Raw genomic sequence first — 23,384 nt, 5'->3', positions numbered from 1 at the left:
GCTGTTCCTTCCTGCTACAGTTTATTACGCTTCGTCGCCGAACCAGCAAATATTACGGGCAGCCATAATCAGCTCACCGGCTTTTTCGTCGGTCAACCCTTCGATATCAGCCAGATCATCAATGCCCTGGTCGGCGAGATCTTCCAGCGTACAAACACCACGAGCCGCCAGTTTGAAAGCCATATCGCGATCTAATCCTTCCAGATTCAGCAGATCGTCAGCCGGTTTGTTATCACCGAGGCTTGCTTCCTGGTCCTGCGCCAGAGTGGCCAGTGCGTTTTTAGCACGCTCGCGCAGTGCTTCAACGGTCGGCTCATCAAGGCCGTCAATTTCCAGCAGTTCTTTCATTGGCACATAGGCCAGTTCCTCGAGCGTGGAGAAACCTTCTTCTACCAGAACGGTCGCGAACTCTTCATCAATATCAAGATATTTAGTAAAGATCTCGATAGCGGCATGTGCTTCAGCCTGATGTTTAGCCTGCAAGTCATCAACGGTCATTACGTTGAGTTCCCAGCCGCTCAATTGCGAAGCCAGGCGGACGTTCTGACCATTACGTCCGATCGCCTGCGCCAGATTACCGGCTTCAACGGCGATATCCATGGTATGTTTATCTTCGTCCACCACGATAGACGCGACGTCTGCCGGCGCCATCGCATTAATGACGAACTGCGCCGGGTTATCATCCCACAGCACGATATCAATACGCTCACCGCCCAGTTCGGTAGAGACCGCCTGAACGCGCGCGCCGCGCATCCCCACGCAAGCGCCGACCGGATCGATACGTTTATCGTTGGTTTTCACTGCGATTTTCGCACGAGAACCCGGATCGCGAGCCGCCGCTTTAATTTCAATCACTTCTTCGCCGATTTCCGGCACTTCGATGCGGAACAGTTCGATCAGCATTTCCGGCTTGGAACGGGTGACGAACAACTGCGCGCCACGCGCTTCCGGTCGAACAGCATACAGCACGCCGCGAATACGGTCGCCAGGGCGGAAGTTTTCGCGCGGCAGCATATCTTCACGCAGAATCACCGCTTCAGCGTTACCGGCCATCCCTTCGGATTTAATTTCCAGAGAGATATTGTCGCGGTTCACTTTCTTCACCACGCCAGTGACGATTTCGCCTTCCTGGTCGCGGAACTGATCGACAACCATCGCCCGTTCAGCTTCACGGACCTTCTGCACGATAACCTGTTTCGCAGTCTGCGTGGTGATACGGTCAAAGGTGACAGATTCAATCTGATCTTCAACATAGTCGCCGACATTCAGGCTTTCGTCTTCAAAACGCGCCGCTTCCAGCGTAATTTCCTTCGTCGGCATGGTCACTTCTTCAACGATCAACCAACGGCGGAAAGTATCAAAATCACCGCTTTTACGATCGATTTCTACACGAACATCGATCTCCTGCTCATATTTTTTCTTTGTTGCTGTCGCCAGCGCACTTTCCAGCGCTTCAAAAATTTTTTCGCGTGGCAGCGCTTTTTCGTTGGAGACGGCTTCAACAACAGCCAAAATTTCTTTGTTCATCGCGGGCTTTTCACCTCATCCAGACTGTTAAAAGTGGGGAACCAGGTTCGCCTTCTGGATATTACTCAGCGCGAACACTTCATCTTTGCCTTCGACTGTGACGGTAATCATTTCACCGTCCACCGCTTTGATAATGCCCTGCCACTTGCGACGGTTCTGTACCGCCATGCGAAGAACCAGCGCGACTTCTTCACCCTGGAAACGCGCATAATGATCGGCAGTGAACATAGGACGGTCGAGACCCGGTGACGAGACTTCAAGGTTGTAAGCCACGGAGATAGGATCTTCAACGTCCAGCACCGCGCTTACCTGGTGGCTCACATCAGCACAATCATCAACATTGATGCCATCTTCACTATCAATATAGATGCGCAGTGTGGATGTGCGACCGCGAATAAATTCGATGCCGACCAGCTCGTAGCCTAAGGCTTCAACTGGCGCTGTAATCATCTCTGTTAATTTTTGCTCTAATGTGGACAAGCCCACCCCCAAGACATAAAAAAAGGGCCTAAAGCCCAGTTATTCTGTAGTCAGATAACAAAAAACCCCGATAAATCGGGGCTTTAGATAACTGAACCCTATAACCGCAACGGCGGTCTGGTGTACCTTCCGAAAGAATTTTTTTCAAATCCAGCTACGAAGGACATAATCTTCACAGTATATTTGAAAAAGAACTCTAAGGGAAAGTGGTTGCGGGGGCCGGATTTGAACCGACGACCTTCGGGTTATGAGCCCGACGAGCTACCAGGCTGCTCCACCCCGCGCCTGAAACGTGGCAAATTCTACTCGTTTTGGGCAAAATTTGCAAATACTGCTGGGATTTGGTACCGAGGACGGGACGTAAAATCTGCGCACAGTATAGTGACCTGGCATGAGTTATGTCAACCCTATTCCCAATATGCAGATGAATGAATATCACTCTTCGTTATACTCATCCCACCTCTCCGGCTTATACACGCATTTCACAACGTTATTTCAGTAAACCTTCACTAAACGCTTCCTGTCTCTGCTAAAAGATGATTAAATGAAAACTCATTTATTTTGCATAAAAATGCACTAAAGCAGAAACCGATCTCATTATCAGTCAATCAAGCAGGGTTCTATTCTATGACGACGATTCTTAAGCATCTTCCAGCAGGTCAACGTATTGGTATCGCTTTTTCCGGCGGTCTGGACACCAGCGCCGCGCTGCTGTGGATGCGACAAAAAGGAGCTGTCCCATATGCCTATACTGCGAATCTGGGACAACCGGATGAGGATGACTATGACGCCATTCCTCGTCGCGCAATGGAGTATGGCGCAGAGAATGCTCGCCTGATTGATTGCCGCAAGCAGTTGGTTGCAGAAGGGATCGCAGCGATTCAGTGCGGCGCTTTCCATAATACGACTGGCGGACTGACCTATTTCAATACCACGCCTCTGGGCCGTGCCGTAACCGGCACGATGCTGGTCGCCGCGATGAAAGAAGACGGCGTGAATATCTGGGGCGACGGCAGTACCTATAAAGGCAACGATATTGAACGTTTCTATCGTTACGGCCTGCTGACGAATGCTGAATTACAGATTTACAAACCGTGGCTGGATACCGACTTTATCGATGAGCTGGGTGGTCGCCATGAGATGTCTGAATTTATGATTGCCTGCGGTTTCGACTATAAAATGTCCGTTGAAAAAGCCTACTCCACCGACTCCAACATGCTCGGCGCCACGCATGAAGCGAAAGATCTGGAGTTTCTTAACTCCAGCGTCAAGATCGTCAACCCGATTATGGGCGTGAAGTTCTGGGACGAGAGCGTGAAGATCCCGGCAGAAGAGGTGACCGTCCGCTTCGAACAGGGTCACCCTGTTGCCCTGAACGGTAAAACCTTCAGCGATGATGTTGAGATGATGCTGGAAGCAAACCGCATCGGCGGCCGTCACGGCCTGGGCATGAGCGACCAAATTGAAAACCGCATCATTGAAGCAAAAAGCCGCGGTATTTATGAAGCCCCCGGAATGGCGCTGCTGCACATCGCTTACGAGCGTCTGTTGACCGGTATTCACAACGAAGACACCATTGAACAGTATCATTCTCATGGTCGTCAGCTGGGTAAACTGCTGTATCAGGGCCGCTGGTTCGACTCGCAGGCGCTGATGCTGCGTGACGGCCTGCAACGTTGGGTCGCCAGCCAGATTACCGGTGAAGTGACGTTGGAGCTGCGTCGCGGCAACGACTACTCCATCCTGAACACCGTGTCCGACAACCTGACCTATAAGGCTGAGCGTCTGACCATGGAGAAAGGCGAGTCCGTATTCTCACCGGACGATCGTATCGGTCAGTTGACCATGCGTAATCTGGACATTACCGATACCCGCGAGAAACTGTTCGGCTACGCGAAAGCGGGTCTGTTAACCGCCTCTTCCGCGACCGGTCTGCCGCAGGTTGAGAATCTGGAAAACAAAGCGAAGTAAACATTTATCATTTTAAGGCCGCGAAAGCGGCCTTTTTTATGCGCGGAATATAAGGTGTCTGTAGGCCTGATAAACGTAGCGCCATCATGGGTTGTAATAATGTCGGATGACGGCGTAAACGCCTTATCCGACCTACAGACAACCACAAATAACAGACGAAAAAAAAGACGCTTTTCAGCGTCTCTTTTCTGGAATATTGGTACCGAGGACGGGACTTGAACCCGTAAGCCCTATTGGGCACTACCACCTCAAGGTAGCGTGTCTACCAATTCCACCACCTCGGCACGGACACTGCTATTAGCGCGGGATATCGCTGGCCGGCTGAGCCGGTGCAGCAGGTTGAGTTTGCTCGGTCTTCGCCGGCGCGCTCAGATTTTCCCACTCGCTTCCTTTATTGGTTTTATTGCTATTGATATTACCCAACACCAGACTGATGATGAAGAACAGCGTCGCCAATACCGCCGTCATTCGGGTCATGAAGTTACCAGAACCACTTGAACCAAATAGCGTAGCGGAAGCGCCTGCTCCGAAGGAGGCTCCCATATCAGCGCCTTTACCTTGCTGCAGCATGATCAGGCCTACAAGACCAATTGCCACAATAAGGAAAACAACTAAAAGAGCTTCGTACATAATCAACCTGTTCCTTGCGGAGTTGCCGCGTACCAATGCTTCTACCAATAAAGCGGGATTTTTACTGTTTCCCACTGAAGCGGGTGTGAATACTAACCAAAGCGAATGACCTTCGCAAGGGCAATTTAAGCGCATTGTATCAACTGCGGAAAAAAACAGCAAAAACGTTGTTTTTTGCGGGCAGTAAGGCGGCAACCGCCGCCTTTTTAGTCACTTAAACGCTTAAACGGCTTTTACCGCATCCGCGATACGATGGGCGAAAGCCGTAACCTGCGCTTCATCCTCGCCTTCAACCATCACGCGAATCAACGGTTCGGTACCGGATTTACGTAGCAGTACCCGCCCACGATTGCCGAGCGTGGCTTCTACGTCCGCCGTTACCGCTTTCACCGCTTCATTTTCCAGCGGATCGCCGCTACCGGCGGTGTAACGCACGTTAACCAGAATCTGCGGGAACATTTTCATACCGCTGCACAGATCGTGCAGACTCATATGATTACGCACCATCGCCGCCAGAACTTGTAGCCCCGCTACAATACCGTCGCCAGTGGTCGTTTTATCCAGCAGAATAACGTGACCAGAGTTTTCCGCGCCGATGCGCCAGCCTTTTTCCTGCAATTTTTCCAACACGTAGCGGTCGCCCACTTTCGCCCGGGCAAACGGAATGCCAAGCTGCTTGAGCGCCAGCTCCAGCCCCATATTGCTCATCAGCGTCCCCACCGCGCCGCCGCGCAGTTGTCCCTGGCGCAGCCCTTCGCGCGCGATGATATACATGATCTGATCGCCATCGACTTTATTGCCTTCATGGTCAACCATGATGACCCGGTCGCCGTCGCCGTCAAGCGCGATGCCGAGGTCCGCCTTCTCCGCCAACACGCGCGCCTGCAACGCGCGCACGTCGGTCGCGCCCACTTCTTCGTTAATGTTGACGCCGTTTGGCTCACAGCCGATGGCGATAACGGTCGCGCCCAGCTCGCGCAGCACATTCGGCGCGATATGGTAGGTAGCGCCGTTGGCGCAATCCACAACCACTTTCAGGCCATTGAGGCTCAGTTCGTTCGGGAAGGTGCCTTTACAGAACTCAATATAGCGTCCGGCGGCATCGACGATGCGGCTCGCTTTCCCCAGCTCGGCGGAGTCTACGCAGGTGATCTCTTTTTCCATTTCGGCTTCGATGGCTTCTTCCACATCGTCAGGCAGTTTCGTACCGTCGATAGAGAAGAATTTAATGCCGTTATCATAGAACGGGTTATGCGAAGCCGAGATAACGATACCCGCCTCCGCGCGGAAAGTCCGCGTCAGATAGGCGACGGCTGGCGTTGGCATAGGTCCGGTAAACGAGGCCGACAGTCCCGCAGCGGCAAGGCCCGCCTCCAGCGCGGACTCCAGCATATAGCCGGAAATACGCGTATCTTTACCGATAATGATTTTACGCGAGCCATGACGCGCCAGCACTTTTCCGGCAGCCCAACCCAGTTTAAGCACGAAATCAGGTGTAATGGGGGCATTGCCTACACGTCCGCGAATCCCATCGGTACCGAAATATTTACGATTACTCATAGCGTTTGTTTCCCTTTGCAGACAGAGTGGCTTCCACCACCCGCATTGCCTCTACGGTTTCTTTGACGTCATGGACGCGAATGATCTGCGCGCCCTGCATCGCGGCAATTACCGCGCACGCAAGGCTACCGTTCAGACGGTCTGATGGTCCCACGTTAAGTAACTGACCAACCATCGTTTTACGTGACATGCCCACCAGCAGCGGCAGGTTAAAATGATGAAACTCACCCAGTCGCGCCAGTAAGGTATAATTGTGAGAGAGATTTTTACCGAAACCGAATCCTGGGTCGAGCAACAATTTCTCTTTTGCGATGCCGGCCTTCTCACAACGTGCTATTTGCTCAATAAAGTAGCGATTCACCTCGGCAAAGACATCGTCATATTTCGGCGCCTCCTGCATGGTTTTGGGGTTGCCCTGCATGTGCATAAGACTGACCGGCAAGCCGGTTTCCGCTGCCGCTTCCAACGCGCCGGGTTCGGAGAGTGAACGGACATCATTGATAATATGCGCGCCCGCCCTTGCCGCTTCACGGATCACCTCGGGTTTAGAGGTATCCACAGAAATCCACACTTCAAAACGTTGCGCGATTGCTTCCAGTACCGGAATAACGCGATCCAGCTCTTCTTCCACGCTCACTTCCGCCGCGCCTGGTCGCGTTGATTCCCCCCCCACATCAATAATTGTCGCCCCGGCATTCACCATTAAATTCGCATGTTTCACCGCCTCAATCAGCGTGTTATGCGCGCCGCCGTCGGAGAACGAATCCGGCGTTACGTTCAGGATCCCCATAACATGCGGATGAGTGAGATCGAGCGTGGCGCCCTGAGCGAAGAGTTTCATGGTCAAAATCCCTGTTTTATTTATGGTGAGTTAAAAAAAGAAAAACCCCGGGGCAAGCCCCAGGGTTTCGGTGAGCGCTAAACATAATGTTGTAAAACAAATGCTTATTTGTCGCCCAGCTGCTCTGACATCGTGTTGCCCGGGTTCGGCGTGCGTGGTTCATCAACCGGACGCGGCGCCTGAGGCGTACCATTGCTGTCAGAGTTATTGGTACCGTTTGGATCTTCCCAGCCCGCAGGCGGACGCACTTCACGACGCGCCATCAGGTCATCAATCTGCGGCGCATCGATGGTTTCATATTTCATCAACGCATCTTTCATCGCGTGCAGAATATCCATATTGTCAGTCAGGATCTGACGAGCGCGATTGTAGTTACGTTCAATCAGCGCTTTCACTTCCTGGTCGATGATACGCGCAGTTTCATCAGACATATGTTTCGCTTTTGCGACGCTACGGCCGAGGAACACTTCGCCCTCTTCTTCCGCATACAGCAGCGGACCAAGTTTGTCGGAGAAGCCCCACTGAGTCACCATGTTACGCGCCAGGTTAGTCGCGACTTTAATATCGTTCGACGCCCCGGTAGAAACATGTTCGGCACCGTAGATGATCTCTTCCGCCAGACGACCGCCGTACAGGGTGGAGATCTGGCTTTCCAGTTTCTGACGGCTGGCGCTGATCGCGTCGCCTTCAGGCAGGAAGAAGGTCACGCCCAGCGCACGACCGCGCGGGATAATCGTCACTTTGTGCACCGGATCGTGTTCCGGCACCAGGCGACCGATAATCGCGTGGCCCGCTTCATGGTACGCGGTCGACTCTTTCTGCGCTTCCGTCATCACCATGGAGCGACGTTCGGCGCCCATCATGATTTTGTCTTTCGCTTTCTCGAACTCAACCATCGACACAACGCGTTTGTTGCCGCGTGCGGCAAACAGCGCCGCTTCGTTGACCAGGTTCGCGAGGTCAGCACCGGAGAAGCCCGGCGTACCGCGCGCAATGATCGCCGCATCAATATCCGTCGCTAACGGTACGCGACGCATATGCACCTTCAGAATCTGCTCACGACCGCGCACATCCGGCAGGCCTACCACCACCTGACGGTCAAAACGGCCTGGACGCAGCAGCGCCGGGTCCAGAACGTCCGGACGGTTAGTTGCGGCGATAACGATGATACCTTCGTTACCTTCGAAGCCGTCCATCTCAACCAGCATCTGGTTCAACGTCTGCTCACGTTCATCGTGACCGCCGCCCAGACCTGCGCCACGCTGGCGACCTACGGCGTCGATTTCATCGATGAAGATAATGCACGGCGCCGCTTTCTTGGCCTGTTCGAACATGTCACGCACACGAGACGCGCCGACACCGACGAACATTTCCACAAAGTCAGAACCGGAAATCGTAAAGAATGGCACCTTCGCTTCACCCGCAATGGCTTTTGCCAGCAGGGTTTTACCGGTACCCGGCGGGCCGACCATCAGGACACCTTTCGGAATTTTACCGCCCAGCTTCTGGAAACGGCTCGGTTCACGCAGGTATTCGACCAGTTCCGCCACTTCTTCTTTCGCTTCGTCACAACCCGCAACGTCAGCAAACGTGGTTTTGATCTGATCTTCCGTCAGCATACGCGCCTTGCTCTTACCGAACGACATGGCGCCTTTGCCACCGCCGCCCTGCATCTGACGCATGAAGAAGATCCAGACGCCGATCAGCAACAGCATCGGGAACCAGGAAATGAAGATAGAAGCCAGCAGGCTTGGCTCTTCAGGTGGTTCGCCAACAACCTTGACGTTTTTAGTCAGCAGGTTATCAAGCAGCTTCGGATCATTAATCGGAATGTAAGTCGTGTAACGGTTACTATCTTTCTTGGTAACGTTGATCTCACGTCCGTTGATACGCGCTTCGCGAACCTGGTCCTGATTGACCTCTTGCAGGAAGGTAGAGTAATCCACCTTACGGCCATTAGACTCGCTGGGCCCAAAGCTCTGGAATACTGACATCAGCACAACGGCAATGACCAGCCAGAGTATTAGGTTTTTCGCCATGTCACTCAAGGGATTAACCTCTTATTACAACTGTGTTAAAAACAGCGTCAGGATACTCTATATCCAGTTTCTTTCAAACCTTACGTCTGAAATCTGCCGGTTATCACTTTCGCCCGGTCGCTACAATGTACACTTCACGCGAACGCGCACGCGAAGAGTCCGGCTTACGAACTTTAACCTTCGTAAACAGGGAGCGAATTTCCCTTAGATACTCATCGAAACCTTCGCCCTGGAACACCTTCACTACAAAACTTCCGCCTGGCGCCAGCACATCGCGGCACATCTCTAACGCCAGCTCCACCAGATACATGGCGCGGGGGATATCCACCGCCGGTGTTCCGCTCATGTTTGGTGCCATATCCGACATGACAACTTGTACTTTACTGTCACCCACGCGTTCCAGTAACGCTTTCATGACAAGTTCATCACGAAAATCGCCCTGAAGAAAGTCCACACCAACGATAGGATCCATAGGTAAAAGATCACAAGCGATGATGCGGCCTTTGCCGCCAATCTGCGTGACCACATACTGTGACCAGCCTCCTGGCGCAGCGCCGAGATCGACTACCGTCATTCCCGGCTTAAAAAGTTTGTCACTTTGCTGTATTTCATCAAGTTTAAACCAGGCACGGGAGCGTAGCCCCTTTTTCTGCGCCTGTTGAACATATTTATCGCTAAAGTGTTCCTGAAGCCAGCGGCTTGAGCTGGCAGAACGCTTTTTACCTGTCATTTAACTTTCCCGTCGGGGCAGTTCATCGTAGCCAATGGCGTAAATTTCTACACGCCTATTTGGCGATATAAGGGAGATGGCGGTAGAATGACCCGTTTTCAATCCCAACGTAAGCAAAAATATACGATGAATCTGAGTACTAAACAAAAACAGCACCTAAAAGGTCTGGCACATCCGCTCAAGCCTGTTGTTATGCTTGGCAATAATGGTTTGACCGAAGGGGTACTGGCCGAGATTGAACAAGCGTTAGAGCACCATGAACTTATCAAGGTGAAAATCGCCTCGGAAGATCGCGAAACAAAAACCTTGATCGTGGACGCTATCGTGCGCGAAACCGGCGCCTGTAACGTACAGGTCATCGGTAAAACGCTGGTGCTGTATCGCCCAACTAAAGAGCGTAAAATCTCGCTGCCGCGTTAAGGATATCCTAAAGTCGAACACAAAATCTGTGTAAAACGAGGGGTTTTCCACGAGCAGGAGAGCAAAATGCCACGCTCTCTCCGTTGATAAAAGGCCGCTATGCGGCCTTTTTCCTTTCTTTACAATACACCAACAATTTGCGTATTGAGTACTGCTTAAAGGTATTCCACTTTAAGCACTTCGTATTCCACATCGCCGCCAGGCGTTTTGATCACCACGACGTCATCCTGCTCTTTGCCGATCAGACCGCGAGCGATTGGCGAGTTTACCGAAATGAGATTTTGCTTAAAATCCGCCTCATCATCGCCAACAATGCGGTAGGTCTGCTCTTCGTCGGTGTCCAGGTTCAGCACCGTGACGGTAGCGCCGAAAATCACGCGACCATTGTTCGGCATTTTAGTGACATCAATCACCTGCGCATTCGACAGTTTTGCTTCGATATCTTTAATGCGCCCTTCGCAGAAACCCTGCTGTTCGCGTGCAGCATGATACTCCGCGTTTTCTTTTAAATCGCCATGTTCGCGCGCTTCGGCGATAGCGGCGATGATTTCAGGACGGCGCACAGATTTCAGAAAATCCAGCTCTTCGCGCAGTTTTTCGGCTCCGCGTAAGGTCATCGGAATAGCTTGCATTTGTTATACCTCTTGAACATTCCTGTAGGGGGCAATGAACTCTACCCCGGCTGCTAAGCCAGCCCCGGCATATGCCATACCAGGGTCAGAAGCAAAAAAACACCAACCCGGGCGCGCAGTCCCAGGTCAGCTACAATTTCCTCTTTGATAACCATTTTACCCTGGAGTTCCCTATGGGTCATCGTTTACTTTTTAGGGCGTTGCGCCGTAGTATGACGGCTTGTTTCCAGGGTGTTAGCGCGAGATTATGCGATTTTCCAGATTTATCATCGGATTGACCACCAGTATAGCGTTCAGCGTTCAGGCCGCGAATATTGACGAATACATCAAACAGCTTCCGGCCGGCGCCAACCTCGCGCTGATGGTGCAAAAGATTGGCGCGCCCGCGCCGGCTATTGATTATCATAGTCAGCAGATGGCGCTTCCCGCCAGTACCCAAAAGGTGATTACCGCGCTGGCGGCGCTGATTCAACTCGGCCCGGATTTCCGTTTTACGACCACGCTGGAGACTAAAGGCAACGTCGATAACGGCATCCTGAAAGGTGACTTAATTGCGCGCTTCGGTGGCGATCCAACGCTAAAACGTCAGGATATTCGCAATATGGTCGCGACGCTGAAAAAGTCCGGCGTCACGCAAATCGACGGCAATGTGCTTATCGACACGTCGATTTTCGCCAGCCACGATAAAGCGCCAGGCTGGCCGTGGAACGACCTGACGCAGTGTTTCAGCGCGCCTCCCGCCGCCGCCATTGTTGACCGCAACTGTTTTTCTGTGTCGCTTTATAGCGCGCAAAAACCAAACGATTTAGCCTTTATTCGCGTGGCCTCTTATTATCCGGTAACGATGTTCAGCCAGGTACGGACTCTGCCGCGCGGTTCGGCAGACGCGCAGTATTGCGAGCTGGATGTTGTGCCTGGCGATTTGAACCGTTATACGCTTACCGGCTGTTTACCACAGCGCGCCGACCCGCTGCCGCTGGCCTTTGCTATTCAGGACGGCGCCAGCTACGCGGGCGCGATCCTCAAGCAGGAACTGAAAGAGGCCGGGATAACTTACCGCGGCACGCTACTGCGCCAGACGCAGGTTAACGAGCCCGGAACGATCGTCGCCAGTAAACAGTCGGCGCCACTGCACGATCTGCTTAAGATTATGCTGAAAAAGTCAGACAACATGATCGCCGATACTGTTTTTCGGATGATTGGTCATGTCAGGTTTAACGTGCCTGGCACCTGGCGGGCGGGATCGGATGCCGTTCGCCAGATCCTGCGCCAACAGGCGGGAATTGATATCGCCAATACCATTATTGCCGACGGTTCCGGTCTTTCTCGCCATAATCTGATCGCTCCCGCCACGATGATGCAGGTGCTGCAATATATCGCCCAACACGATAACGAGCTGAACTTTATCTCTATGCTGCCGCTGGCGGGCTATGATGGTTCATTACAATACCGCGCCGGGCTGCATCAGGCGGGCGTAGACGGTAAGGTTTCAGCGAAAACCGGGTCACTGCAGGGCGTGTATAATCTGGCGGGCTTTATTACCACCGCAAGCGGGCAACGGATGGCATTTGTACAGTATTTGTCCGGCTACGCGGTTCCACCTGCCGATCAGCGTAATCGACGTATTCCGCTGGTACGCTTCGAGAGTCGATTGTACAAGGATATTTATCAGAATAACTGAGTGCATTATTGCCGGATGGCGGCGCTAACGCGTCTTATCCGGCCTACAACGAACATAATAAAACGGGCCGCAAATGCGGCCCGTTGGCTTTTATAGGCCGGATAAGCGTAAGCGCCATCCGGCTACGAGATTAACGTTTGTAGATGAACTCGACGCCTTCTTCGTCGTCTTCATCCCAGTCGTCATCCCAGTCATCGTCTGCGTCTTCTTCCACTTCAGCCAACTGCTGGCGATGATAATCGTCCCACATGAACTCGACTTTTTCCGGCTGTTTTGCTTCTTCAGCCTGCGCAATCGGATTCTCGATGATAAAGGTCATCACATCCCAGCAGAGATCTTTCACCCCTAGCTGACTGGCAGCGGAAATCAGATAGTATTTCCCTTCCCAGCCCAACGCTTCGGCGATTGCTTTCGCTTTCTCTTCCGCTTCGGTTTTATCCATCAGATCGATCTTGTTGAACACTAACCAGCGCGGTTTAGCCGCCAGATCCTGGCTGTATTTTTCCAGTTCGCCAATAATGATACGGGCGTTTTCCACCGGATCGGAACCATCGATCGGATCGATATCAATGAGGTGCAGCAGTACGCGGCAACGTTCGAGGTGCTTCAGGAAGCGAATCCCCAGGCCCGCGCCTTCCGCCGCGCCTTCGATCAACCCCGGAATGTCGGCCACCACAAAACTCTTTTCGCTATCCATTCGTACCACGCCAAGGCTCGGCACCAGCGTGGTAAACGGATAGTCCGCGACTTTCGGTTTTGCTGCCGATACCGCGCGAATGAACGTTGATTTACCGGCGTTTGGCATCCCCAGCATCCCGACATCCGCCAGCAGCATCAGTTCCAGCAGCAGGTCGCGCTTATCGCCCGGCGTACCATTGGTTTTCTGGCGCGGCGTACGGTTAACCGAGGATTTAAAACGGGTATTGCCTAACCCATGCCAGCCGCCCTTCGCGACCAACAGACGCTGACCGTGTTTGGTCATGTCGCCCATCGTTTCACCGGTTCCCTGGTCGATAACGCGCGTACCGACCGGCACTTTGATGGTCACGTCTTTACCGCGTTTACCGGTACAGTCCCGGCTCGCGCCATTCTGACCACGTTCAGCGCGGAACGATTTTTCAAAGCGGTAATCGATCAGCGTATTCAGGTTTTCATCGGCTTCCATCCAGACGTCGCCGCCGTCGCCGCCATCACCGCCGTCCGGGCCGCCTTTCGGGATATATTTTTCGCGGCGGAAGCTCACACAGCCATTACCGCCATCGCCTGCAACGACCAGAATCGATGCTTCATCAACAAACTTCATTTTATTCTCCGTAAATCATTCGCCTGAGCGGGGTTGCGAAACCACCGTTTCATGCTTGCGTAAACCGCCCCAAATACGATGACCAATGGCGGAATACATCGCGCCCGCAACCACGACAAACGCACCGAGATAACCTAAAAGGTTTAACATCGGTCTGGCGAAGAAATCGGGCCAGGCCATAGATAAAAGATCTGAAAACAGCAGGGTAAATAGCGGTGTAAGCGTGATTATCGCGCTCACCTGCGCCGCCTGCCAACGCGCCATCGCTTCCGCCAGGGCGCCATATCCTACCAGCGTATTTAGCCCGCAGAAAATCAAACAGGCGAGCTGCCAGTCGCTCAGTTGCGCTATCACCATCGGTTTTGCCAGCGGCAAGAGCGCTATCGTACATAAAGTGTACAGTAAAAACAGGATCTGCTGCGAGGCCAGACGTCGCAATAATACTTTTTGCGCCACGCCATAGCTCACCCACACCATCGCCGCGCCTACGCCAAAAATAACGCCCCAGGTGTAGTCGGTCAGTCGGGTAAAAATCTCGATCAGACTGGTGTTAAAAAACATCACCAGCCCGCTCAATAACATCAGCGCGCCAATCACCTGCGTACCGCGCATCTTTTCTTTCAGAATAAAGACGCTGGCGACCATCATGCCAACCGGCGAGAGCTGGCCGATAACCTGCGACGCGGTTGGGCTTAAATATTGCAGGGAAGAACTGAACAAAATGAAATTACCGAACAGTCCGCAGGTCGCTATCGCCAATAACACCAACCAGCGCGGCTTACGAAAAATACGCAGCGGCGGCAGCTTTCTTTTTACTGCCAGTATCGCCCCGAGGCCAATACTGGCCATTAAGAAGCGGTAGAAGACAATGGTTGAAGGCTCCATCACCTCCAGCACTTGCTTCATTGCTATTGGCAACGCTCCCCAGCACATCGCGGTAGTGAGCGCTAAAAGAATGCCAATGCCTGCCTGCTGCTTCATGCCGTGTTCCCTGCAAAGACCCGTTAACGGCATTCGCACAGCCACACGGGTATATTTTAGTCGGCCATCGAATGTAAAAAGCCCCGCAACAGGTGCGGGGCTTTCATCCGTTACCGGACCACAAAAAACTTACTCAGCAACGATGCTGATGTATTTACGGTTTTTCGGGCCTTTAACTTCGAATTTCACTTTACCGTCTGCTTTAGCAAACAGAGTGTGGTCACGACCGCAACCAACGTTGGTGCCAGCGTGGAATTTAGTACCACGTTGACGAACGATGATGCTGCCTGCCAGAACTGCTTCACCGCCAAAGCGTTTTACGCCCAGACGTTTAGCTTCAGAATCGCGACCGTTACGAGTCGAGCCGCCAGCCTTTTTATGTGCCATTTAATCTGCTCCCCTAATCTTAAGCGCTGATGCCGGTAATTTTCACATCAGTGAACCACTGACGATGGCCCTGCTGCTTACGGTAGTGTTTACGGCGACGAAACTTAACGATTTTAACTTTCTCGCCACGACCGTGGGCAACAACTTCAGCTTTGATTACGCCGCCATCAACGAAAGGAACGCCGATTTTGACTTCTTCACCGTTTGCGATCATCAGAACTTCAGCGAACTCGATAGTTTCGCCAGTTGCGATGTCCAGCTTTTCCAGGCGAACGGTCTGACCTTCGCTTACTCGGTGTTGTTTACCACCACTTTGGAAAACCGCGTACATAAAAAACTCCGCTTCCGCGCACACCTTTCAATGATTCAGAGCGCGCTATAAATATTCACAATAGGGCGCGAATATTACGCAAATTGCACGGCTTTGACAAGTGCTACCATCAATACATGAAGAAAAAAAACACAACGCATACGGTAACGTTTATCTGCGGCGTTTTTTCAGTACAATCAGGGTATATTTCTAACCATAAACCCTACGTTACCTCATTCAGACATGGGATAATCGGGGCGATAAGCCCGGCTTTTGCGATGAATTTAGAAAAAATCAACGAGTTAACCGCGCAAGATATGGCGGGTGTCAATGCGACAATCCTTGAACAGCTTAATTCCGACGTTCAACTGATTAATCAGCTAGGATATTACATTATTAGCGGCGGCGGAAAACGCATTCGTCCGATGATTGCCGTTCTTGCCGCGCGCGCGGTGGGTTATCAGGGTAACGCGCACGTGACTATCGCCGCTCTGATCGAGTTTATCCACACGGCGACGCTGCTACATGATGATGTGGTGGATGAATCCGATATGCGTCGCGGCAAAGCGACGGCAAATGCCGCTTTCGGTAATGCCGCCAGCGTGTTGGTCGGCGACTTTATCTATACCCGCGCCTTCCAGATGATGACCAGCCTCGGCTCGTTAAAAGTGCTGGAAGTGATGTCGGAAGCGGTCAACGTGATTGCAGAAGGCGAAGTGCTGCAATTGATGAACGTGAATGACCCGGACATTACCGAAGAAAATTACATGCGGGTGATTTACAGTAAAACGGCCCGTCTGTTCGAAGCCGCCGCCCAGTGCTCCGGTATTCTTGCCGGTTGTACGCCTGAGCAAGAGAAAGGGTTGCAGGACTATGGCCGCTACCTTGGTACGGCTTTCCAGCTCATTGACGATCTGCTGGATTACAGTGCCGACGGCGAGCATCTCGGTAAAAATGTGGGTGATGACCTCAATGAGGGCAAACCCACCTTACCGTTGCTTCACGCCATGCGCCACGGTACGCCAGAACAGTCAGCGATGATCCGTACCGCTATTGAACAAGGTAATGGCCGTCATCTTCTGGAACCGGTTCTGGAAGCGATGACCACCTGCGGCTCGCTGGAATGGACGCGTCAGCGAGCGGAAGAAGAAGCCGACAAAGCGATATCCGCGTTGCAGATATTGCCGAATACCCCATGGCGTGAGGCGCTAATCGGTCTCGCACACATCGCGGTGCAGCGCGATCGTTAATGCCGTTCTCTTATCCCGCGTACTGCGCGGGATATCCCATTAAGTTCTAATAAACTCCAGATACCCTATCGCCTGTTTTTCACATACTCATCCAGGACTTCCCCTGGCATATTCTGAATATTGCCGCCACTTACATGAACTTTTTAGAACATTCCTTCACGAAGCGTTATAGTATCGAACGTCGTCGGGTTGTTAAAACCGTAAGTGATTAACCTAAGGAGTGATGGATGTATGGAAAGCAAGCTTATTGACTGGCATCCGGCCGATATCATTGCCGGACTACGTAAAAAAGGGACTTCAATGGCCGCTGAGTCACGCCGGAATGGATTGAGTTCATCCACGCTGGCCAATGCATTAACGCGCCCGTGGCCGAAAGGAGAGTTGATTATTGCGAAAGCATTGGGAACGGAACCCTGGGTTATTTGGCCATCGCGTTATCACGATCCGCGCACGCATGAGTTTATCGACAGAACGCGGCTTATGAGAGCGCGTAATAAAGACAAACAGAATGTAGAGTAAGTGTCTGTAAAACAACCCCCGCAATCGCGTTCGCGGGGGTTATTCAGCGTACAGAAGGTTATTCGCCTTTCACGCGTTCAATATTCGCGCCTAGCGCGCGCAGTTTGTCTTCGATGCGCTCATAACCGCGATCGATGTGATAAATGCGATCCACAATCGTCGTGCCTTCCGCAATACAGCCCGCCAGCACCAGGCTCGCAGATGCCCGCAGATCTGTCGCCATGACCTGGGCGCCAGAGAGCGTTTCTACGCCATGACATATGACGGTATTGCTTTCAATTTCCGCACGCGCGCCCATGCGACTGAGTTCAGGCACGTGCATAAAACGGTTTTCAAAGACGGTTTCAGTGATAAAGCCCGTCCCTTCCGCCACCAGGTTCAGCAACGTGAACTGCGCCTGCATATCGGTCGGGAATGCCGGGTGCGGCGCGGTACGGACATTGACCGCCTTCGGTCGTTTGCCGTGCATGTCCAGACTAATCCAGTCCTCGCCCACTTCGATATCCGCGCCAGCATCGCGCAGTTTCGCCAGTACCGCGTCCAGAGTGTCCGGTTGCGCGTTACGGCAGAGGATTTTGCCGCGAGAGATCGCTGCCGCCACCAGGAAAGTCCCCGTTTCGATACGATCCGGCAGCACACGATAAACGCCGCCGCCCAGACGCTCTACACCCTCGATCGTAATACGATCGGTGCCCTGCCCGGCGATCTTCGCCCCCAGCGTAACCAGGAAGTTAGCGGTGTCGACAATTTCCGGCTCGCGCGCGGCGTTTTCAATGATGGTCGTCCCTTCCGCCAGCGTGGCGGCACACATAATGGTGACGGTCGCGCCGACGCTGACCTTATCCATCACGATATGCGCCCCTTTAAGACGTCCTTCGACGGAGGCCTTTACGTAGCCCTCTTCCAGCTTGATGGTCGCACCCAGTTGTTCCAGACCGGTAATATGCAGATCAACCGGACGCGCGCCGATAGTACAGCCCCCCGGCAGAGAGACTTGTCCCTGACCAAAACGGGCAACCAGCGGCCCCAGCGCCCATATCGAGGCGCGCATGGTCTTAACCAGATCATAAGGCGCGCAGAACACGTTCACCTGGCTGGCGTCAATATGTACCGATCCATTGCGTTCCACTTTCGCGCCTAATTGGCTCAAGAGCTTCATCGACGTATCCACGTCTTTCAGTTTTGGAACGTTTTGGATCTCTACCGGTTCTTCTGCCAGCAGAGCGGCGAACAGGATCGGCAGCGCGGCGTTTTTGGCGCCGGAAATTGTGACTTCGCCCTGGAGCGTCGTTGGCCCCTGTACACGAAATTTATCCATTATTGTATTCTCAGTTAAGCATTCATCTCCGCTACCGGCAGGTTACCCGTAGCTTAAAATCCGTTAAGTTTACGATCGCGCGCCCATTCCGCCGGGGTATACGCTTTGATCGATACGGCATGGATACGGTTGTCCGCAATGTACTCCATTAGCGGCCCATAGACCGTTTGCTGTTTCTTGACCCGGCTCATGCCGTCAAACATCTCGCCCACGGCAATAACCTGAAAGTGACTGCCATCGCCGGAGACGTGGACTTCCTGGAGGGAGAGGGCATTCATCAGCACACTCTGAATTTCATGATTTTCCATGGGTTCTTTATTCGTCAAATAGTGAAAACAGCCCAACATCTTAGAGCAAAGTCGCGCCGTCTTAAATAAGCAAAAGATTACGCTGATAAATCAGCGCGGTAAAAGTGCCGGATGGTGCTGCTAACGCAACTTATCCGGCCTACGGGGATCATGCGAAGTGTAGGCCGGATAAACCATCCGGCATTCATTACATACGGGGAAGTACGTCTTCGGGCAAGTTATATAATTGCGCCAGCGCGTAAACCTTGTCGTTAACGCCAGACAGCGACACGGCATTGCCCTGCTTTTTTGCCTGGTTCACAAGGTGCGCCAGCAGCGCCAGTCCCCCCGTATCCACCCTGGAGATCTGGCTCAGGTCGATACGGGTAACGCCAGTCATCGCTTCTACGCGCGCGTCCCATAGCGGCGCCAACACGTCCTGATCCAGCTCTCCCGCCAGCACCAGAGTGTCCGCCTCACGCGTCCAGGTGAGTTGCGGCGTCATTACTGTTTCTCGTCCAAAGTAATTTTCTGTTGAGAGATAGATTTCAGTTGTGCGGTCAGGCCGTCGATGCCTTTAGTACGCAGCAGGTCGCTCCACTCATTTTGCTTGGTGGTGATCATGCTGACGCCTTCCGCAATCATGTCATACGCCTGCCAGTTGCCGGTCTGGGTGTTTTTGCGCCACTGGAAATCCAGGCGTACCGGCGGACGACCGTTGGGATCGATAATCGTTACACGGATAGGCACAATGGTCGCATCGCCCAGCGGTTGCTCAGGCGCTATCTGGTAAGTCTGACCGTGGTACATCGCCAGCGCCTGACCGTATGCCTGTTTCAGGTATTCGCGAAACGCTGCAAAATAGGCTTCACGCTGCGCCGGGGTCGCCTCTTTGTAGTAGCGGCCCAACACCAGCGCGCCGGCATATTTTACCTGCACGTACGGCAGAAGTTCCTGATCAACAACGTCTCGCAGGTAATCCGGATTGGCACGAATTTTCGGCTGTTCGTTTTTCAGGCGATCAAAAGTTTTCTGCGCCGCCTCGTTCATCAGTTTATAAGGATTGCTCTGATCCGCTGCCGTTGCTGCGCTTAATGGCGCAATGACCAGCAGGGCCACCATCATCAGTCGTTTAAACATGCCTCAATTCTCCTGAGATTATTTCGTTTCGCCCGCGGGCGTTGTGGCTTCAGTATGACCTTCCGTTGCGGCTGGCGCATCGCCAGAATTCTTATTGTCGTCGCCTTTGCTGTTATAAAGGAACTGGCCAATCATATCTTCCAGCACCATTGCAGACTTGGTGTCCTGAATCGTACTCCCATCTTTGAGGATAGACGTTCCCAGCTCAGGATCTTCAAAACCGACGTTTAATGCCAGATATTGCTCCCCCAGCAGCCCGGAAGTACGAATACTCAACGAGCTGGTATCGGGAATATGGTTATAACGCTCTTCGATGTCGAGCGTTACGCGCGGCAGGTATGTTTTCGGATCAAGCGAGATATCTTCAACCCGCCCGACAACCACCCCGCCGATGCGTACCGGGGAACGCACTTTCAGACCGCCGATGTTATCGAAGGTCGCATAAACCTTATAGGTCGGCTCCGTGCGCATAGAGGTCACATTTGCCGCCTTCAGGCAAACAAACAGCGCCGCCAGCAACGCTACCAGCAAAAAAACGCCTACCCAAATTTCATTTTTTTTCGTTTGCATGAACTCAATTCCCAAACATCAGTGCGGTCAGCACAAAATCCAGCCCCAGAACGGCCAACGATGCGTGAACCACGGTACGCGTCGTTGCCCGGCTAATCCCGGCAGAAGTTGGTATTGCGTCATAACCGTTGAATAACGCAATCCATGTTACCGTAATGGCGAACACCACGCTCTTTATCAGACAGTTCACCAGGTCCATACGCCAGTCGACGGCATTCTGCATCGCGGACCAGAAGAACCCGGCGTCGATTCCTTTCCAGCTTACGCCGACCAGCGAGCCGCCCCAGATACCGACCGCCACAAAGATAATGGTCAGTAGCGGCAACGAAATCACGCCCGCCCAAAAGCGCGGCGAAATCACCCGGCGCAATGGATCGACCGCCATCATCTCCATACTGGAGAGCTGCTCCGTCGCCCGCATCAGGCCGATTTCCGCCGTCAACGCCGACCCGGCCCGCCCGGCAAACAGCAACGCCGCGACCACCGGCCCCAGCTCGCGCAGCAGCGAAAGCGCCACTAACATGCCAAGACTGGTCTCCGCGCTGTAAGTGGTCAGAACCAGATAGCCTTGCAGCCCCAGCACCATACCGATGAATACGCCGGAGACAATAATGATAAGCATCGACAAGACGCCCACATTATAAAGCTGGCGCACCAGCAGCGGCGCATGTTTGCGAAACTCCGGCTTACCGATAATCGCATTGAATAACATTAACCCGGCGCGCCCGAACGTCCTGACGGTTTTGATCCCGCTGTGTCCGAGTGCTGCCAGCGCATTTAACAGCATGAGTGGCTTAACTCCCTGTTTCGAGTAAATCAAGGTGATAGTCGCCCGCCGGATAGCGGAACGGAACCGGCCCGTCGGCAATACCGTCAAGGAACTGACGCACGCGCGGGTCCGTATTCTCCTGCAACGCCTGAGCGCTACCGTGAGCGACGATTTTTTTGTCCGCCATGATCCAGGCGTGATCCGCAATACTGAGCACCTCTGGCACATCATGCGAGACCACCACGCAGGTCACGCCCAGCGCGCTGTTCAATTCTGAAATCAGCTTCACCAGAACGCCCATGGTAATCGGGTCCTGGCCAACAAACGGCTCATCGAACATGATGAGATCCGGTTCCAGAGCGATGGCGCGCGCCAACGCGGCGCGGCGCGCCATTCCACCGGAGAGCTCGGAAGGCATCAGTTTTGCCGCGCCGCGCAGCCCGACAGCTTCCAGTTTCATCATCACGACGCTTTTTAGCAGCGGCGCGGGTAAATTGGTGTGCTCCCGTAGCGGATAGGCCACATTGTCAAACACGTTCATGTCGGTAAACAGCGCTCCCGACTGAAACAGCATACTCATACGTTTGCGGACGGTGTAGAGCCGCGAACGGGACATGGCCGGCACATTCTCGCCATCAAATAAGATCTCGCCCTTATCCGGCGGGATCTGTCCGCCAATCAGGCGCAACAGCGTGGTTTTACCGATGCCCGACGGCCCCATGATCGCCGTGATCTTCCCGCGCGGCACCGTCAGGGAAATATTATCGAAAATGCAGCGTTCGCCACGGGAAAAGCTGACGTCGCGCATATCGACTAAATTGGCCGCAGACTGACCCATTGATTCATCCTTCGTATTGCCTTGTTGAGGTAACCATGGCGCTGAATTTAACCATGGGTTCGACATAATTACAGAATATTAACTGACAGGGTTAGCGAAAGCTGGCATTCGTTTTACTTTTTAGCCGCATAAAGTCAAAATTAGGACTTCGTTACGGCTTCCAGATATCCCTTCCAGGGGACCGGCGAGTATACCTGAAGAAAGGACTTTAGATGCTTTTAGCGATGGCGCTACTCATAATTGGTTTGCTTCTGGTGGCCTACGGCGCCGATCGTCTGGTGTTTGCGGCCTCTATTTTATGCCGTACATTCGGTATTCCCCCGCTGATCATCGGGATGACGGTCGTGAGTATCGGCACCTCGCTGCCGGAAATTATTGTGTCGGTCGCCGCATCGCTACACGGCCAGCTCGATTTGGCCGTCGGCGCGGCGCTCGGTTCTAACATCACCAATATTTTGCTGATCTTAGGGCTGGCGGCGCTGGTTCGTCCATTTACCGTGCATTCCGATGTTTTACGTCGCGAATTGCCATTAATGTTATTTGTTAGCGTGGTAGCCGGTTCCGTACTGCATGACGGACAGTTAAGCCGCAGTGATGGTATCTTTCTCCTGCTTCTGGCTGTGCTATGGCTGTTATTCATTGTTAAAATCGCGCGTCTGGCCGAACGCCAGGGGAATGACAGCCTCACCCGCGAACAACTGGCGGAGCTGCCACGCGAAGGCGGGCTCCCCGTCGCGTTCTTATGGCTGGGCATTGCGCTGGTCATCATGCCGATGGCGACGCGCATGGTAATCGATAACGCTACGGTGCTGGCGAATTATTTCGCCATGAGTGAATTAACGCTCGGTCTGACAGTCATCGCTGTCGGCACCAGTCTGCCAGAGCTGGCGACGGCGATTGCCGGCGTGCGAAAAGGCGAAAATGATATTGCCGTTGGTAATCTCATTGGCGCCAATATTTTTAATCTCGCCATCGTGCTGGGACTGCCTGCGCTGATCGCGCCGGGGGAGATCAACCCGCTGGCGTTTGGGCGAGATTATAGCGTGATGTTGCTGGTTAGCGTGGTTTTCGCTTTACTTTGCTGGCGGCATCCGCGCCAGATTGGTCGGGGCGCAGGTATACTGCTGACCGGCGGGTTTATCGTATGGCTGGCGATGCTCTATTGGCTATCGCCACTTCTTGTTGGATAACTGGAAACGGA

The 23,384-nt window shown here is 53.2% G+C and carries 25 protein-coding genes and 2 tRNA genes; 6 read left to right on the top strand and 21 right to left on the bottom strand.

Annotated elements, in window-relative coordinates:
• Positions 1-24 precede the first annotated feature (24 nt).
• The 3 genes from nusA to J4617_RS07910 form a co-directional block, all read right to left on the bottom strand.
• Positions 25-1,527, bottom strand: a complete 1,503-nt coding sequence (nusA, locus tag J4617_RS07920) for a transcription termination factor NusA (protein WP_001031038.1) — start codon at positions 1,525-1,527, stop codon at positions 25-27.
• A gap of 27 nt (positions 1,528-1,554) precedes the next feature.
• Positions 1,555-2,007: a ribosome maturation factor RimP gene (gene rimP / locus J4617_RS07915; RefSeq protein WP_000105461.1), complete on the bottom strand. Its 453-nt coding sequence runs from the start codon at positions 2,005-2,007 to the stop codon at positions 1,555-1,557.
• Positions 2,008-2,214: 207 nt separating this feature from the next.
• Positions 2,215-2,291, bottom strand: a tRNA-Met gene (locus tag J4617_RS07910).
• Between the two features lie 343 nt (positions 2,292-2,634).
• Between J4617_RS07910 and argG the strand changes: the two genes are divergently transcribed.
• Entirely contained in the window at positions 2,635-3,978 is a 1,344-nt protein-coding gene (argG, locus tag J4617_RS07905) for an argininosuccinate synthase (protein ID WP_000207645.1), read from the top strand.
• 197 nt (positions 3,979-4,175) lie between these two features.
• Here argG and J4617_RS07900 read toward each other — a convergent pair.
• The 6 genes from J4617_RS07900 to rlmE all read right to left on the bottom strand — a co-directional run bounded on the left by J4617_RS07900 (position 4,176) and on the right by rlmE (position 9,778).
• Positions 4,176-4,262 (bottom strand) — tRNA-Leu (locus J4617_RS07900).
• 13 nt (positions 4,263-4,275) lie between these two features.
• The gene (secG, locus tag J4617_RS07895) at positions 4,276-4,608 is read right to left on the bottom strand and encodes a preprotein translocase subunit SecG (protein ID WP_000272679.1); all 333 of its coding nucleotides are present in this window, start codon (positions 4,606-4,608) and stop codon (positions 4,276-4,278) included.
• Between the two features lie 222 nt (positions 4,609-4,830).
• Positions 4,831-6,168 carry a phosphoglucosamine mutase gene (gene glmM / locus J4617_RS07890; protein ID WP_000071169.1) on the bottom strand — a complete coding sequence of 446 codons (1,338 nt, stop codon included), beginning with the start codon at positions 6,166-6,168 and terminating at the stop codon, positions 4,831-4,833.
• Positions 6,161-7,009, bottom strand: coding sequence for a dihydropteroate synthase (gene folP, locus J4617_RS07885; RefSeq protein WP_000764711.1), 849 nt, complete (start codon positions 7,007-7,009; stop codon positions 6,161-6,163). Before folP ends, glmM begins: the two co-directional genes overlap by 8 nt.
• Positions 7,010-7,113: 104 nt before the next feature.
• Positions 7,114-9,048 carry an ATP-dependent zinc metalloprotease FtsH gene (gene ftsH / locus J4617_RS07880; protein WP_001107480.1) on the bottom strand — a complete coding sequence of 645 codons (1,935 nt, stop codon included), beginning with the start codon at positions 9,046-9,048 and terminating at the stop codon, positions 7,114-7,116.
• A 103-nt stretch (positions 9,049-9,151) separates the two neighbouring features.
• Positions 9,152-9,778 (bottom strand): 23S rRNA (uridine(2552)-2'-O)-methyltransferase RlmE, encoded by a 627-nt coding sequence (gene rlmE / locus J4617_RS07875; RefSeq protein ID WP_000145974.1) that lies wholly within the window; start codon positions 9,776-9,778, stop codon positions 9,152-9,154.
• A gap of 126 nt (positions 9,779-9,904) precedes the next feature.
• On the opposite strand from rlmE, the gene yhbY reads away from it, so the two are divergent.
• Positions 9,905-10,198 (top strand): ribosome assembly RNA-binding protein YhbY, encoded by a 294-nt coding sequence (gene yhbY, locus J4617_RS07870; RefSeq protein WP_001592995.1) that lies wholly within the window; start codon positions 9,905-9,907, stop codon positions 10,196-10,198.
• Positions 10,199-10,353: 155 nt separating this feature from the next.
• On the opposite strand, the gene greA is transcribed toward yhbY, so the two are convergent.
• On the bottom strand, positions 10,354-10,830 hold the full coding sequence (gene greA / locus J4617_RS07865; protein ID WP_001148008.1) for a transcription elongation factor GreA: 477 nt from the start codon (positions 10,828-10,830) through the stop codon (positions 10,354-10,356).
• 247 nt (positions 10,831-11,077) lie between these two features.
• Here greA and dacB point away from each other — a divergent pair, with 247 nt between their 5' ends.
• Positions 11,078-12,511, top strand: coding sequence for a serine-type D-Ala-D-Ala carboxypeptidase (gene dacB / locus J4617_RS07860; protein WP_001212674.1), 1,434 nt, complete (start codon positions 11,078-11,080; stop codon positions 12,509-12,511).
• Between the two features lie 130 nt (positions 12,512-12,641).
• Here the strand turns inward: dacB and cgtA are convergent, their stop codons facing one another.
• From cgtA to rplU, 4 genes are all read right to left on the bottom strand, one after another.
• Positions 12,642-13,814 (bottom strand): Obg family GTPase CgtA, encoded by a 1,173-nt coding sequence (gene cgtA / locus J4617_RS07855; RefSeq protein WP_000673556.1) that lies wholly within the window; start codon positions 13,812-13,814, stop codon positions 12,642-12,644.
• A gap of 15 nt (positions 13,815-13,829) precedes the next feature.
• Positions 13,830-14,795, bottom strand: a complete 966-nt coding sequence (locus J4617_RS07850) for a DMT family transporter (RefSeq protein ID WP_000813052.1) — start codon at positions 14,793-14,795, stop codon at positions 13,830-13,832.
• 129 nt (positions 14,796-14,924) lie between these two features.
• The gene (rpmA, locus tag J4617_RS07845; RefSeq protein ID WP_000940593.1) at positions 14,925-15,182 is read right to left on the bottom strand and encodes a 50S ribosomal protein L27; all 258 of its coding nucleotides are present in this window, start codon (positions 15,180-15,182) and stop codon (positions 14,925-14,927) included.
• A gap of 19 nt (positions 15,183-15,201) precedes the next feature.
• On the bottom strand, positions 15,202-15,513 hold the full coding sequence (rplU, locus tag J4617_RS07840) for a 50S ribosomal protein L21 (RefSeq protein ID WP_000271396.1): 312 nt from the start codon (positions 15,511-15,513) through the stop codon (positions 15,202-15,204).
• Between the two features lie 257 nt (positions 15,514-15,770).
• On the opposite strand from rplU, the gene ispB reads away from it, so the two are divergent.
• Together ispB and sfsB are read left to right on the top strand one after the other, a co-directional pair.
• Positions 15,771-16,742: an octaprenyl diphosphate synthase gene (gene ispB, locus J4617_RS07835; protein ID WP_017465418.1), complete on the top strand. Its 972-nt coding sequence runs from the start codon at positions 15,771-15,773 to the stop codon at positions 16,740-16,742.
• Between the two features lie 231 nt (positions 16,743-16,973).
• The gene (gene sfsB / locus J4617_RS07830) at positions 16,974-17,261 is read left to right on the top strand and encodes a DNA-binding transcriptional regulator SfsB (RefSeq protein WP_000444167.1); all 288 of its coding nucleotides are present in this window, start codon (positions 16,974-16,976) and stop codon (positions 17,259-17,261) included.
• Between the two features lie 58 nt (positions 17,262-17,319).
• Here sfsB and murA read toward each other — a convergent pair whose 3' ends face one another.
• From murA to mlaF, 7 genes are all read right to left on the bottom strand, one after another.
• The gene (gene murA, locus J4617_RS07825) at positions 17,320-18,579 is read right to left on the bottom strand and encodes a UDP-N-acetylglucosamine 1-carboxyvinyltransferase (RefSeq protein ID WP_000357288.1); all 1,260 of its coding nucleotides are present in this window, start codon (positions 18,577-18,579) and stop codon (positions 17,320-17,322) included.
• Positions 18,580-18,632: 53 nt separating this feature from the next.
• Entirely contained in the window at positions 18,633-18,887 is a 255-nt protein-coding gene (gene ibaG / locus J4617_RS07820) for a BolA family iron metabolism protein IbaG (protein WP_001518349.1), read from the bottom strand.
• 187 nt (positions 18,888-19,074) lie between these two features.
• The gene (gene mlaB, locus J4617_RS07815; protein ID WP_000188844.1) at positions 19,075-19,371 is read right to left on the bottom strand and encodes a lipid asymmetry maintenance protein MlaB; all 297 of its coding nucleotides are present in this window, start codon (positions 19,369-19,371) and stop codon (positions 19,075-19,077) included.
• Entirely contained in the window at positions 19,371-20,006 is a 636-nt protein-coding gene (gene mlaC, locus J4617_RS07810; RefSeq protein WP_000476475.1) for a phospholipid-binding protein MlaC, read from the bottom strand. The genes mlaB and mlaC overlap by 1 nt, the downstream gene beginning before the upstream one ends.
• A gap of 18 nt (positions 20,007-20,024) precedes the next feature.
• Entirely contained in the window at positions 20,025-20,576 is a 552-nt protein-coding gene (gene mlaD / locus J4617_RS07805; protein WP_001193591.1) for an outer membrane lipid asymmetry maintenance protein MlaD, read from the bottom strand.
• 4 nt (positions 20,577-20,580) lie between these two features.
• Positions 20,581-21,363 (bottom strand): lipid asymmetry maintenance ABC transporter permease subunit MlaE, encoded by a 783-nt coding sequence (gene mlaE, locus J4617_RS07800; RefSeq protein WP_000925786.1) that lies wholly within the window; start codon positions 21,361-21,363, stop codon positions 20,581-20,583.
• Positions 21,364-21,370: 7 nt separating this feature from the next.
• Positions 21,371-22,183, bottom strand: coding sequence for a phospholipid ABC transporter ATP-binding protein MlaF (gene mlaF, locus J4617_RS07795; protein ID WP_000531566.1), 813 nt, complete (start codon positions 22,181-22,183; stop codon positions 21,371-21,373).
• A 212-nt stretch (positions 22,184-22,395) separates the two neighbouring features.
• Between mlaF and J4617_RS07790 the strand changes: the two genes are divergently transcribed.
• Positions 22,396-23,373: a calcium/sodium antiporter gene (locus J4617_RS07790; RefSeq protein WP_000922742.1), complete on the top strand. Its 978-nt coding sequence runs from the start codon at positions 22,396-22,398 to the stop codon at positions 23,371-23,373.
• Positions 23,374-23,384 lie beyond the last annotated feature (11 nt).

This window comes from Salmonella sp. 32010601201800023SM (genome assembly GCF_017572235.1).
GTDB lineage: Bacteria > Pseudomonadota > Gammaproteobacteria > Enterobacterales > Enterobacteriaceae > Salmonella > Salmonella enterica.
This window is presented reverse-complemented; position numbering and strand designations above follow the sequence as displayed.

Coding starts and splice junctions, on each gene's coding strand:
- nusA (WP_001031038.1), bottom strand. CDS start 1,527: ATGAACAAAGAAATTTTGGCTGTTGTTGAAGCCGTCTCCAACGAAAAA.
- argG (WP_000207645.1), top strand. CDS start 2,635: ATGACGACGATTCTTAAGCATCTTCCAGCAGGTCAACGTATTGGTATC.
- secG (WP_000272679.1), bottom strand. CDS start 4,608: ATGTACGAAGCTCTTTTAGTTGTTTTCCTTATTGTGGCAATTGGTCTT.
- glmM (WP_000071169.1), bottom strand. CDS start 6,168: ATGAGTAATCGTAAATATTTCGGTACCGATGGGATTCGCGGACGTGTA.
- folP (WP_000764711.1), bottom strand. CDS start 7,009: ATGAAACTCTTCGCTCAGGGCGCCACGCTCGATCTCACTCATCCGCAT.
- ftsH (WP_001107480.1), bottom strand. CDS start 9,048: ATGGCGAAAAACCTAATACTCTGGCTGGTCATTGCCGTTGTGCTGATG.
- rlmE (WP_000145974.1), bottom strand. CDS start 9,778: ATGACAGGTAAAAAGCGTTCTGCCAGCTCAAGCCGCTGGCTTCAGGAA.
- yhbY (WP_001592995.1), top strand. CDS start 9,905: ATGAATCTGAGTACTAAACAAAAACAGCACCTAAAAGGTCTGGCACAT.
- greA (WP_001148008.1), bottom strand. CDS start 10,830: ATGCAAGCTATTCCGATGACCTTACGCGGAGCCGAAAAACTGCGCGAA.
- dacB (WP_001212674.1), top strand. CDS start 11,078: ATGCGATTTTCCAGATTTATCATCGGATTGACCACCAGTATAGCGTTC.
- cgtA (WP_000673556.1), bottom strand. CDS start 13,814: ATGAAGTTTGTTGATGAAGCATCGATTCTGGTCGTTGCAGGCGATGGC.
- J4617_RS07850 (WP_000813052.1), bottom strand. CDS start 14,795: ATGAAGCAGCAGGCAGGCATTGGCATTCTTTTAGCGCTCACTACCGCG.
- rpmA (WP_000940593.1), bottom strand. CDS start 15,182: ATGGCACATAAAAAGGCTGGCGGCTCGACTCGTAACGGTCGCGATTCT.
- rplU (WP_000271396.1), bottom strand. CDS start 15,513: ATGTACGCGGTTTTCCAAAGTGGTGGTAAACAACACCGAGTAAGCGAA.
- ispB (WP_017465418.1), top strand. CDS start 15,771: ATGAATTTAGAAAAAATCAACGAGTTAACCGCGCAAGATATGGCGGGT.
- sfsB (WP_000444167.1), top strand. CDS start 16,974: ATGGAAAGCAAGCTTATTGACTGGCATCCGGCCGATATCATTGCCGGA.
- murA (WP_000357288.1), bottom strand. CDS start 18,579: ATGGATAAATTTCGTGTACAGGGGCCAACGACGCTCCAGGGCGAAGTC.
- ibaG (WP_001518349.1), bottom strand. CDS start 18,887: ATGGAAAATCATGAAATTCAGAGTGTGCTGATGAATGCCCTCTCCCTC.
- mlaB (WP_000188844.1), bottom strand. CDS start 19,371: ATGACGCCGCAACTCACCTGGACGCGTGAGGCGGACACTCTGGTGCTG.
- mlaC (WP_000476475.1), bottom strand. CDS start 20,006: ATGTTTAAACGACTGATGATGGTGGCCCTGCTGGTCATTGCGCCATTA.
- mlaD (WP_001193591.1), bottom strand. CDS start 20,576: ATGCAAACGAAAAAAAATGAAATTTGGGTAGGCGTTTTTTTGCTGGTA.
- mlaE (WP_000925786.1), bottom strand. CDS start 21,363: ATGCTGTTAAATGCGCTGGCAGCACTCGGACACAGCGGGATCAAAACC.
- mlaF (WP_000531566.1), bottom strand. CDS start 22,183: ATGGGTCAGTCTGCGGCCAATTTAGTCGATATGCGCGACGTCAGCTTT.
- J4617_RS07790 (WP_000922742.1), top strand. CDS start 22,396: ATGCTTTTAGCGATGGCGCTACTCATAATTGGTTTGCTTCTGGTGGCC.